General features: G+C 43.8%; 8 protein-coding genes. 3 read left to right on the top strand and 5 right to left on the bottom strand.

Annotation, left to right across the window (positions count from 1 at the left end; all coding sequences use genetic code 11):
• Positions 1 to 229: 229 nt before the first annotated feature.
• From MHB37_RS08530 to MHB37_RS08520, 3 genes are all read right to left on the bottom strand, one after another.
• Positions 230 to 2,932 (bottom strand): S-layer homology domain-containing protein, encoded by a 2,703-nt coding sequence (locus tag MHB37_RS08530; protein ID WP_405169143.1) that lies wholly within the window; start codon positions 2,930 to 2,932, stop codon positions 230 to 232.
• Positions 2,933 to 3,324: 392 nt separating this feature from the next.
• Entirely contained in the window at positions 3,325 to 4,251 is a 927-nt protein-coding gene (locus tag MHB37_RS08525; protein WP_248547664.1) for an AraC family transcriptional regulator, read from the bottom strand.
• A gap of 554 nt (positions 4,252 to 4,805) precedes the next feature.
• Complete coding sequence (locus MHB37_RS08520; protein ID WP_036684429.1) at positions 4,806 to 6,701, bottom strand: PrkA family serine protein kinase; 1,896 nt, start codon at positions 6,699 to 6,701, stop codon at positions 4,806 to 4,808.
• A gap of 206 nt (positions 6,702 to 6,907) precedes the next feature.
• Between MHB37_RS08520 and MHB37_RS08515 the strand changes: the two genes are divergently transcribed.
• Entirely contained in the window at positions 6,908 to 7,882 is a 975-nt protein-coding gene (locus MHB37_RS08515; RefSeq protein ID WP_405169142.1) for a DUF2161 family putative PD-(D/E)XK-type phosphodiesterase, read from the top strand.
• Between the two features lie 931 nt (positions 7,883 to 8,813).
• Here MHB37_RS08515 and MHB37_RS08510 read toward each other — a convergent pair.
• Positions 8,814 to 10,031 carry a PLP-dependent aminotransferase family protein gene (locus tag MHB37_RS08510; RefSeq protein ID WP_036684431.1) on the bottom strand — a complete coding sequence of 406 codons (1,218 nt, stop codon included), beginning with the start codon at positions 10,029 to 10,031 and terminating at the stop codon, positions 8,814 to 8,816.
• 144 nt (positions 10,032 to 10,175) lie between these two features.
• Positions 10,176 to 10,832 (bottom strand): response regulator transcription factor, encoded by a 657-nt coding sequence (locus MHB37_RS08505; RefSeq protein ID WP_036684433.1) that lies wholly within the window; start codon positions 10,830 to 10,832, stop codon positions 10,176 to 10,178.
• 284 nt (positions 10,833 to 11,116) lie between these two features.
• On the opposite strand from MHB37_RS08505, the gene MHB37_RS08500 reads away from it, so the two are divergent.
• Positions 11,117 to 11,524, top strand: coding sequence for a hypothetical protein (locus tag MHB37_RS08500; protein ID WP_036684435.1), 408 nt, complete (start codon positions 11,117 to 11,119; stop codon positions 11,522 to 11,524).
• Positions 11,521 to 12,585: a phosphodiester glycosidase family protein gene (locus MHB37_RS08495; protein ID WP_139331019.1), complete on the top strand. Its 1,065-nt coding sequence runs from the start codon at positions 11,521 to 11,523 to the stop codon at positions 12,583 to 12,585. The genes MHB37_RS08500 and MHB37_RS08495 overlap by 4 nt, the downstream gene beginning before the upstream one ends.
• The last annotated feature ends 255 nt before the right edge of the window (positions 12,586 to 12,840 follow it).

The following is a 12,840-nucleotide window of genomic DNA, read 5'->3' as shown; positions in this document are numbered from 1 at the left end:
ACCTTTCTAATTGACTCTATTACACTACGGAAGAACATACTCGTCAAACATAAACTGATTAGATAAAAAAACACCCCAAAATTATCATTGGTTTCCATATGGAAGTTCCAATGTTTTGGGGTGCAAATTCAATCATATACCCGATAAGATTAAGATGATAGGACTGAGCATTGTTTGAACAATTGATATATTTTATTAAGAGTCTTCCGGTAAATAAAGCCGAAGTTCATTATGGCACTAGAATATTTAATAGATTCGGGTCAGACTGACCCTTAGCAATGGTGAAGGTATAGTTAAATGGGATTTGATCTTCACCGTTAAATAAACTATTCACTTGATAAGTACCCTCTGGCAAAAACAACTTAAACTCCCCTGAGAATATAGGGGCTGTGTAAAAAGACTGAGAACCATCTTCATTATTTTTATAAACAGTTATCGATCCATATCTAAAGATTCTTCCATCTGCATTTTTTATCGTTCCGTTGTATCCTTTCGGTATTGTAATGGCTAATGGATTTGGTGTGGTCTTTCCATTATTCACTATAAATCTATAGTCAATTGAAATCCGACTTGACATATTAACAGGATAGAAACCATCGGCTTGATAAGAACCGTCAGGTAAAAATAAGCTATAATTCCCCCCGTAAATTTGAGCATAATAAATATTTAATTCTGGAGTATCTGTTCTATGCACCATAAGTGTTCCAGAAGGAACTGCTACCCCTTCCGAATTAACTATAGTCCCCTTGATTTTTGAAGGAATGACTATATCAATTTGACTTGGCTCAGTCAGCCCATTAACAATTTTGAATGTGTAATATAGTGAAATTTGCTCTTCAGTAGCATAATTATTCTGGTTTTTTATTAGATAGTCTCCATCAGGTAAATACAAAGTGAATTTACCATCTTTGATCGGCGCACTGAACCCGACAGATAAATTAGGTTCTATTCTTAAAATTAATAACGAACCATTACTTATTGAGGTACCATCTTGATATTTTATAGTTCCTTCATGCCTCTCTGGAATTACAATATCAAGCGAGCTAGGAATAGGTTTCTCATTAGATACCTTAAAGGTATAGAAAAGCGAAATAAAATCTGAAGAATTCAAATCAGATACTTTTGTGATCTGGTAATCCCCATCGTACAAATTAATACTGAATTTCCCGTCAACCAATTTAGTTTCATAACCAATAGTCATATTATCTTGAACTTTACTTATATAAAGAATACCCTCTTTAAATATTTCCTTCCCATCTGCACGTATAATAGTTCCATTTACATTATACTGTTCTGGTTGCGGTGTTGGCCCTGGCGGTGTCGGTTCCGGAGTAAAAGTCGGTACCATTGTCGGAATTGGAGACAACGTTGGCAGTGGAGTCACGTCTGGTGTTGCTGATGGCGTGACTGTCGGTGTTTCTGTTGGTGCCGCTGTTGGCGTTGCTGTTGGCGTTGCCGCTGGTGTCGCTGTTGGCGTTGCTGTTGGCGTTGCCGCTGGTGTCGCTGTTGGCGTTACTGTTCCATCTGATGTTCCCGGGGACACTGGTGAAATTGGTGTTGTTACTGCTGGTGCCTGTGTAGGTGTTGCTGCCGGTCTATTTACTCCACCAATATTCACATTCACATTTGATGGGACATCTTTTCCAGCTTCTAAATTGCGTGGAGCATGTTCCATAGTAATTCCAGATGCATTTATAACCGCTTGATCAATAGTCCCATTCCCTACCACATTCGTGCTAGCGTTCATAATCAAAGAAAGGATACTAGCCCCATTGTTTAGCTTATTTCCACTTGCATCTTTATTAAAACTAAAATTTTGAACGCTGCCTTGTGGCAATCCAATATTGATATTTTGCGCCAAAACAATTACATTCTTAAAGCTTCCAAGCAAACTCATCTGCGAGTCTTTAGGAAGCGCTTTGGATAGAGTAACTGTATGAATAGTAGCCCCACTAGAAGATTGAATTGTTGCAGGGGATTGAACTTGAATATCACTAATAACTGTAGAGCCTTCAACAACAATTCTAATAATCCCTGTCTTCTTATCAATGATCACCGAGGTTAGTCTAGCATTCTCAAAATGAACACTATGCGCTCCCCCACCGCTAACCGTAGTAACACCGTTAACAGTAACATTTTTTAAAAACACTTCTCCCTCAGCAATTCCTTCTGCTAGTAATAAGTTCCCTAAGATCGTCATGTTTTGTAGAGTTACATCAGAAGAGTTAATGATTACGTTTTGGCTTACTTTCTCTTCCCCTGTTGCAGGACCATAAGTACCCGCTATATCGTAAGAGAGGGTTCCAAATGAGGATTCACCCTTGATTGTTAACGATCCGTCCAAAATTACAACAGCCTCAGCACGAGTAGTAAACGATTCGGGATGAAAGGTGTTATCTGAATACCCCGACATAATACCCTTATCGTATACAGAGCCGATAGCTACTTTACTCCATAAAGGACTTGTTGATGTGTCGCTAAATTTATTAGCAGAATCGGAAGAAGGCAGTGCAAGTAATTTACTAACAATCACTGCAAACTCTTGACGTGTTACCTTTTTATTAGGTCCAAAGGATCCATCTGAATAACCTTGTATGTAACCAGCAGCATTTGCCGCTAAAAGACTAGAATAATACCAGTCTGAAGCTTTTACATCTTTAAAAGAACGCTCCTCCAACTCAACAAATCCAAATGACTTATTGATTAATGCAACCAATTCAGCCCTAGTAATCGAATGGTCAGGTTTAAAGCCCCCATCTGGATAACCTGATATTAGCCCCTTCTCCATCCATTTAGAAATTTGCGCTTCCGCCCAACTCCCTTGAATATCTGAAACCTTACTTGCGAAAACAGTACCTAAAGGTAATGAAGTTAAACAAACAATAAGCATGAATACAATAGCCTTTTTAGATAAAATCTTTTTAATAACCACGTTTCTCCTCCTACTTATCTACGAAATGAACTACAAACCACTTCTAATCCCTTAACTTCTAGTACAATAGTGCTAGATAATTCATAGAGATCATATCATATTGTTTTTTACATGGGTGTCTCTTTTTGTCGAGAGTAAGCAGATTTCATGTCTAAAAAATCCACCTAGGGATAGTCCTTTTAAGCATTAAAAAAAAGTCCGCAACTTAACCGTTGCGGACCTCCATCGACACCCTCATATCAACTTAATAACTGCACATGGCAAATGCTCAGGTGAACGTAACGTAAGGAAGTTTGAAAATGTAGGTCCGTAGCGTTCGCCTTTGTCAGCGACCTAAAGTCTAAACATTTCTGAAATTACAATTATCACCCCGCGGTCTTTGCCCTTATCGACTATTCAGTCAACTTTTTCACAGGAACGTAAATCTCCATCACTGTATCTGGCCGCGAATGGCAGCGTTCATCGTAAAACTCAAAATCCAGCTTAGTCTCGTCATAAACGTAACCACTGTCCTTAAACCATTCTTCGAAGATGTACTTCCAGCTGCTTTTTATGACTTGGGCAAACTCTATTTGCTCTGTATCCGTTGAAGTATCCACTGGAGGTGTTGTAAACACGGCATATTCGGCTTCTGGCACATCCATCGTCAACATATCAGCTTCTACCTTGGAGTAGTCCTCAACAATAACACCCAAAAGATAGGTGGCATTGCCGTTATCTGAAGACGGAATACATAAACCAACTTCTCCGTGTTTAGGCGGGTTTAGTATTTTATACATTTTGGACTCCAGGTTTTCACCCTCATAATGGCTCCAAAAAGAAGCAATATCCTTAGTGTACATACTACCCGCAACATTAGTTTGGATACCATAACCAGCCACCTTAAAAGCAGGCTTACGAACAAAAACAGGATTCATAATATAACCTCCGATATCAAATATTGAATTTCCTTTACTAAACCCATCCATCCGTGCCGCATATTGTGTCGGACTATAACCAAAGGTTTTGCGAAAAGCTTTAGTAAAGCCACTTTGTGTTTCAAAACCATAGTCCAGCGCAATATCAATGATCTTTTTTCCAGCAAATAATTCAATTGAGGCTAAGGATAATTTTCGGCTCCGCACATACTCCATCACAGACATTTCTTTGCACAAGCTAAACACTCGGCAAAAATGATACACCGAATATCCGACCTCCGTCGCTATTTCTTCAACCGTTATATTTTCTTTAATATGAGCTTCTATATATTCAACACATTTTTCTATATCTTTACTGTAATTCAAGTGCAGCACCAGCCTTTCCCCGTACGGTGATTTCATTATATCAACTGCGCTGGAAATGGACTGTTCCTGTTTTGCTGAGCTGCATTATTGCCTGTATAGAAAAACAGAGCAGTGATCCTCCATTTACAAAAAGATCACAACTCTGCGTATTCTTAGTCACCATCATTTTGGGTAAGCCTCGAAGTAGACAACGCTGGATCCACGTAACTACTTACTCTTCAGTTCTGTTGCTCCCAACGACTGACTAAAGGACCCAGATGACGTTAATTGCAAAAATATCGCCTTTTGAGCGGAGTTTCGGACTCCAGTGCAGCTATTAGTCAAAAACGGCTCATATTTAGGGTTTTTCCTGCTAATAGCGACCATGGGGTCCGATAGCCTGCGAAATATGCTCAAAATCTACGTTTAGAGTCACCTGTGTCCTTTAGCAACTTCTTACGCACAACAGCCAAATTAGTCAGACGGGTTGCGGCGTTTAGATTAACATTAGGAGGGTAAAAGGAGGAAGATACAACATGGAAGGGCAAAAAAAGAGTGCTCCACAGCCATTTTCATGGCTTTTGGAACACCCCGCATAAATGAACTCTTTTTTAACGGTTAAGCAGACTTCCCACGTATTTCAGCAGCTCGTTGGCGCAAATTGGGCAGTAGTGATGTCCATCAATAAGTCTGGCGCATACCTCGTTAATTCGTTTGAGCTGACTTTCATCAGGTGTTTTGGACGAGGTGGTGATTTTGACAATATCTTTGAGATCTGTGAACAGCTTTTTCTCAATCGCTTCCCGCAGGCGGTCGTGGTTGTTGTACTCGAATTTCTTCCCTTTGCGTGAATACGCGGAAATCCGGATCAGGATCTCTTCACGGAACGCTTTTTTTGCATTCTCAGAGATTCCAATTTGCTCTTCAATCGAACGCATTAACCGTTCATCCGGCTCCATTTCCTCATCCGTCAGCGGATCACGAATTTTCGACCAGTTGCAGAAAGCTTCGATATTATCTAGATAATTCTCGAAAAGTGTCTTCGCAGATTCCTCAAAGGAGTAGACAAATGCCTTTTGTACTTCACTTTTCGCTAAAATATCATATTCCTTGCGGGCAATGGAGATGAAGTTCAAATAACGCTCCCGCTCCTCTTTTGTAATCGACGGATGCTGATCCAGGCCATCCTTTATCGCCCGCAGGACATCCAGTGCGTTCATGCACTGCAGATCTCCTTTGATCAGAGCGCTGGAAATGCGGTTGATAACATAACGCGGATCAATTCCGGACATGCCCTCATCTAAATACTCCGTTTGCATCTCTTTAAGATCGGCCTCTTTATAGCCTTCGACCTCTTCGCCATCGTACATCCGCAGCTTTTTGATCAGATCCATACCTTGTTTTTTGCTTTCTTTAAGACGGGTTAGGATAGAAAAAATAGCGGCGGCACGCAGCGCATGTGGTGCAATATGCACATGACTCATATCACTCTGGGCGATCAGCTTCGCGTAGATTTTTTCCTCTTCCGAAACTCTGAGGTTATACGGAACAGGCATAACAATCATACGGGATTGGAGCGCTTCATTCTTTTTATTAGAAATAAACGACTTATACTCGGTTTCATTTGTATGAGCAATTATCATTTCGTCCGCACTTATCAACGCGAAGCGGCCAGCCTTGAAATTGCCTTCTTGCGTCAGTGACAGCAGGTTCCATAAAAACTTTTCGTCGCATTTGAGCATTTCCTGAAATTCCATCAGCCCACGGTTAGCTTTGTTCAACTCACCATCAAAACGGTAGGCACGCGGATCAGATTCCGAACCAAATTCAGTAATGGTCGAAAAATCAATACTTCCTGTCAAATCGGCGATATCCTGAGACTTCGGATCAGATGGACTAAAAGTACCAATCCCTACCCGCTCTTCTTCTGACAAAATAACACGCGTCACTTTAACCTGCTCAATGTCACCAGCATAATCATTTCTTAGACGCATCTGGCAGGATGGGCACAAGTTGCCCTCAATACGTACACCAAGTTCCTTCTCAATCTCCGGACGGAGCTCCAGCGGGATCAAATGCAGCGGGTCCTCATGCATCGGGCAGCCTTCTATTGCGTATACCGCACCCGCATCTGTCCGCGAGTACTGTTCCAAACCACGTTTAAGCAGCGTGACCAGGGTCGATTTCCCCCCACTGACAGGTCCCATCAATAACAAAATCCGTTTGCGAACATCAAGCCGACGTGCTGCAGAGTGAAAATATTCCTCGACCAACTTTTCGACTGCACGATCAAGTCCAAAAATCTCCTGTTCAAAAAACTTATACCGTTTGCGTCCGTTTATGTCCTCTACGCCGTGCGACTTAATCATGTCATAAACGCGGGAGTGAGCGGTTTTTGCGGGAGAGGGGTCTTTTCTCAACAGTTCTATATACTGCTTGAAGGTGCCGCTCCACGCCAACCGGTCGTTCTCAGCCCGATACGAAGCTATACGCTCAAAAATGTCCATTGCTCGCTGCCTCCTCTTGCGCTCCTACTTGCTCTTCTACTTGCTCTTCTACTTGCTCTCCTATAGCGTTAAAAAGTGTATTACATACCTATGCGGCAAGCGCGGAATAGTTGACCTCTTTTTTACTGTGCTATAATAGAGAATCAGAAAATGGCTTTAAAACCTTATTGGGAAACCCGAAAATAAAGGCCTACGGGAGTGACAAGATGGCGGTACGACATGAAACGGAGCTGTATGCTCCTTTGAAGATTTTTTTTGAAAAGCAGGGTTACAGCATCAAAGGTGAGGTTCGGACCTGCGATTTGGTGGGGATTCGGGAGGACATTGAGCATCCTCTGATTGTGGAGATGAAAAAATCATTCAATCTCGCCTTGCTGCTGCAAGGGGTAGAACGGTTGAAGCTCAGTCCTACCGTCTATCTCGCAGTGGAACGTGTCCGTGATAAAAAAGGAGCGGTGAACCAGCGCTGGGGCGAGCTTAGCGGATTATGCCGCCGGCTCGGTCTTGGGCTGATCACTGTTATCTTTTATAAGACCAAAGCACCGCTGGTCGAGGTGCTCGTAGAGCCAGACGAGAAGCCGCCTGCGCAGCGCAGCAATAAGCGGCGGCGCGAACGCCTGCTCTATGAGTTCCGCGAGCGCAGCGGAGACTACAACACCGGCGGCAGCACGCGCGTCAAGCTCGTGACGGCCTACCGCGAGAAAGCGCTGCGTGTCGCGCTTTCTCTGCAAGCAGCGGAGGCGGACGCCGCCGCCGCCGCAGAGAAGGCAGCTGCGAAGGCTTCGCTCGCAGCTGCCAAACGTTCAGCGGCGGGCACCGCTGAACAGGTTCCGGCGCTGAGCTCAGCGCCGGAGAGCCGTGCTGCCGGGGACGCGGCAGCACGGGAGGCAGCGGCGGCAGGCACGCGAAGCGGTGCCCCTAGCGCTGCCTCAAGCACGCTTCCAGCGGCCGTATTGGCCGCAGGAAGCGCTCCCAGCTCGGCCGGCATCACTCCGGCCGAGCTGCGGAAGCGTAGCGGCGTACCCACCGCCGCCGCTATGCTTCAGAATAACTACTACGGCTGGTTTCACCGGGTAAGCCGTGGGCGTTACACCCTAACCCCAGCCGGTCATGCGGCGCTGGTGGAATATGCCGCGATAACAAGCGGCGTACCCAATAACAGCAATCATCCCATTAATTAGCCAACCTAGCCTGGACAGTACTTCTATCGACTATTTCTTTTTAGTCGGGTCTTATTCTTTTAGCTCGGTTCTAATCATTTACTCAGACTTTAAACTTATTATTCTGATGCACACATAACATGTGTAAATAATGCCAAAAAGCATCCCAACTACGGGATGCTTTTTCGTATGTCTTATCTTATTTAAATTTCCTATCACTGTGCATTCCATGTTCTTAACTTACACTTAACATATTAGTATCTGGTGCGTACCACGCTCTTACTACACTCATATCACATTTAGATTACATTTTTAATACACTAGTATCTCATACGTGTCATGTCTTATTTCACTCATATCTCATGAGTATCTCATACGTTCCTATTCGAATTGCATTCTTACCGCGTGTTTAACTCGCTCTTCCCACGTTCGTAAATCATTATCATCACATTAGTAACTCATTCGTACCACGTTCATATCTCACTCTTACCACGTTCATGTCTCATGCGTACCTCATCCAGTTCTACTTGACTGTACTTAACTAACTTATTTACAATCTTCGAACACGAGCGCTATTTACTAAATCATTCAAAGCAAAATAAGCTTTAAAAACACCATTCCGAAAAGGGCACACTAAGTTATTAGGGAAATCCTCCCCAATATTCTTCGATTCACACGCTAAAAACTGCATTTTAGGGAATTCCTCCCTGATTTTCGCCAGATTTACCCCTAAAACGGGGAATCCCTTGATTTTTTAGGGAGAAATTCCCTAAACAGTCCATTTTAGAGTTCAAATCGACCAGTTTTAGGGAGGATTTCCCTAATTAATCTCACATCACGAACTTCATCTTGCCCGACTTGTAATTCTGTCCTTGTTTTAGCTCTAAAAGTGTCTTGTGTTTTCATCATGTCATTCATTTCAATCTTTCATTCACAACTTTCATTCCACTACCTAACTCCGTGCTGTGAACTCCTTAACCGCTTCGCTCATCAGATTCATGCCAAGCAGCAGCTCATCCCTGCCGGGATGGCTAAAGTTAAGACGAAGGTGATTGCTGACTCCATCTACACTACATAACGGACCTGGCAAAAAAGCCACTCCCTTACCCAGCGCACATTTGAGCAACGCCATAACATCCATTCCCTCTGGTGGTGCGACCCACAGGAACATGCCTCCTGATGGAAGGTCATAGGAGCTGCCCTTCCAAGCAGGCCGCTTGAGCAGTTCCACCATAAGCTTCAGACGGGTGTTATACTCTCGATTCAGCTGCGCGATATGCTCACGCAGATCAAACGCAGACACATCCAATAAATGATGCAGCAGCCGCTGATTTAATGCGCTCGACTGCCAATCGGCCATCTGCTTAGCCGCAGACATCATTCTGATCAAGACTCGGCTGCCTGCCGCCCAGCCCGTCCGCAGCGCGGGCGCAACGGTCTTGCTGAACGAACCGATATAAAGCACGTGTCCGCCATCGCTGATATTTTCCAGTGCATACAAAGACGGATATCTTTTAGCCTTGTGTTCACCCTGCTTCTGGAAGTGCAAATCCCCATAAGAATCATCTTCCACAATCAAGATGTTATATGCGATACATAAATCCAATACTGCGCGGCGTCTCTCCAAACTCCATAAAATGCCGCTTGGATTGGTAAAGCTAGGGGTTGCGAACAGCATTTTCGGCTTATGCAGCTCGATCTGGCTCCGCAAATGCTCCGGATCAAGCCCGTCCAAATCACCCTGTACAGGAATAATAACGGCCCCCTGCATCCGAAGAGTCTGCAAAAATCCTGGAGAGGTCGGATTTTCTACTAATACACGATCTCCTGGATCAATATACACCCGCGACAACAAATCAATGGCTTGCTGGCTACCCGTTGTTAGCAGAACTCCACCTTCAACAACATTTACCCCTTTTTCTTTAAGCCAATCCCCTGCAAGCCACTCCCGAAGCGGTCCGTACCCTGCAGGATCACCATATTGCAGTGCTCCCGCATCTGCTGAAATCACCGTAGATGCTGCTTCAGCAAGCAGTGACAATGGGAATAGTTCTTCCGCTGGTAATTCTTCAGCTAGCGATATCATGGAGCTTCTCCGTGTTTGGGTGCGGATACTAAGAAGCGATGACGACAACAATGTGTGTGCGCGAGCAGAAAATTCGTAAATCATGCGAAATCCCCCTTCCCTGTTACCAAGTAGAAACGGCTTCGTCATCCTCATCCAAGGATGGGATGGTTACCCATTCAACATGATATTCTTACTTCTACTCCAAGAATATTCCACCCCATACGTCATTATGTCGTAAAGCGTGGGTTAGGCGTAGATTTGCCTGTTTTGTCTTGAGAAGAGCGCGAATTTTTCAATCGCTTGTGCCCGGGTCGAAACATCGAGCTTTACATAGATTTTGCGCAAATAATTATCAATGGACCGACGGCTTACCGCAATTTCAAGCGCAATTTTATCGTAGGTAATCCCTTGAACGATTCGCTCCATGATAAACATCTCAGTCTCCGTCAGTTGCAAAACATCATCTAATCCTTTAAATGTCGAAATCGGCCAAGCTCCTTTTTCAATCCATTCCAACGGCATTGAAAGAAAACCCTCCCGTAAACCCAGGATCAGCTGTAAAAGCTGACGGGGAGAAGCTCCCTTCGAGAATATCCCGCTGGCTCCTAGTTCTACGAGGGGCTGAAGCAGTTCTCGCCCGTCTTCGTCTGTCATCACGACAAAATGTGAGTTTGGTGAGCTTTTTTTCATATTTAACAGCACACTCTCAATATTCCCCTCAGGCATATGATAATCTACTAGCACTAGCTCGGGATTTTTTTCCCTTACGATGGTAGCGCCTTCGTCCCAAGTGGAATACATTCCCAGAACCTTAAGCCCCTCTTCCTCTTCCAAAATCAATTTTGTCCCCAGCATACTTGTAGGATGACACCCCACAATGACCACCTGCCAAACCTTCATCATTAATGCCCTGACCCCCTGCTCTATATATAATCATCTAGAAAGGAAAGCGCCGCAGCGTTTCCGGTTAAAACGCAAGCAAGGCTGTATGATGACTTGTCTGTATAATCTCTAGCTGGTTACCTTGTGTACGTCTATCAGAATTCCAATCTATAGAAATTGTATCGCAGTAGTTTAATAGGATGCAATTACTTTTTCTAGTTTTCATACTCTCTTACATTTTTGCGAATCTTGTCAAAGTCTGATAGAATGGGGACTTGAAAAAAAGACCAACCCGAGGTGATAAAATGCAACCGCTAGCGGAAACGTCCCCGGTACGCTCGCGCTCTACTACTGCGAGAAACGGCCCTTCCGTAAAATGGTTTTTACTGTTCTGGATTATGATGATCGGACTCGGCGTATATGCTGTATACAGCTACACGAACCATCTGAAGCAACAGGTGCTTACCGAACTTAGTACTCAGAGCCAGCAGCAGCTTACCGTTTTGAAGACCGACTATGAAGCAAAAATTGCCGTTCTCTCTGAAGAAGTGAAGGAATTGCAGAATACAGTGCAAAGCTTTAACGAACTATTAACCTTCACTAAAGATAATGCTAGTGCCAAGACAGATAACAGCAACAAGCTATATACGCAATTGAGTGAGGTAAGCAAACAGTTAGAAGCTTTGAAGAAAGAAATGGATCTGATCAAATGATGACGCCAGTCAAAAGAGTAAACCGCTTCTTCATGCTTCTAACTGCACCGTTCATAGGCTTGGTTATTTGTATGTCGTGGTATCGACCACCGCTACAGCTAGACCTTGATGTAGGACAATTCACACCAAGCGCTGGGCCAGTGAATGAAACAGCTTCCTTAAAAAAAGAGCTGACGCTGGCAGAGGCCTCCGCAGCTTACACCATTGATGCTGTCAGCGCTAGTGCCAAGCTATATAAAGAGACTACCACTACGATGAATAAGCTGGTCGAAACAGCACAGACTCAGGCGACCCGGCCTGAACTGATCTATAACCGCAGGATTTCAGCCAAGCTTGGTATACCTTCAGAGATCGTTACTAGCGACCGTATAAGAGTTGAGTTATATCGATTGAATCCAGGAAACTACAAAGCTTATGCGTTGAAAATCAAATTGAAGGACCCGACCGCTATGAAGATGAGCTTGGCGGAGACAGCCTCCGGTGCGGAAACTACTATGCATGCCGTACAGCGTAATGGTGCAATTGCTGGTATTAATGCGGGCGGCTTTGCAGATCAATCCGGAAAACGTTATCCCTTAAGCACAACTGTAGTGGATGGAAAGTATTTATACGGTTTTGAGCCGACGTACAAGGACCTAAGTTTTGTTGGGCTGAATAAATCCGGGCAATTAATCGGCGGGAAATTCTACAGTCGCGCACAATTAGATCAGCTAGATCCGGTATTCGGCGCCACCTTTGTGCCTGTCCTCCTTAAAAACAACATCAAAACACCCATACCCGAAAAGTGGAAAACATCCCCTAATCGGGCACCACGTACCGTGATCGGCAAATATAAAGATGATCAGATCCTGCTTTTTGTAGCGGATGGATATAATGAGTATGGCAGCTCTGGTGCACAGCTGGAGGAGATTCAGAACAAATTATCGAATATGGGTCTCGTAGATGCTTATAATTTAGATGGTGGTGGCTCTTCCTCATTGATCTTTAACGGAAGAGTTATCAATAAACCATCCGATGGAAATCTAAGAGCTGTGCCAACGAATTTTCTGTTTTTTAAATAATATAGTAAATTGTCTATGTAACATATCACATTTGCGTTTATTTTTATTAAATTGCAGGTTATAATCTTGATAACGAATACATTCGCTATTGGAGGTGCCAGTATGTCGTTCTCATTAACCTTTTGGATCGTAATGTTCGTATTTGTGTTATTTACGGTCGGCATCCTTACCTCATCTTACAACGACGACAAAACAAAAGGCCTATAAAGCCGATATGTCCCTGCAGCCACTTGGTGCGGGGGCATTTTTTGTATA

The organism is Paenibacillus sp. FSL H3-0286 (assembly GCF_045040705.1).
Classification (GTDB): domain Bacteria; phylum Bacillota; class Bacilli; order Paenibacillales; family Paenibacillaceae; genus Paenibacillus_AQ; species Paenibacillus_AQ odorifer.
Note: the sequence above shows the minus strand (reverse complement) of the source record. Positions and strands in the feature narration are given on the sequence as shown.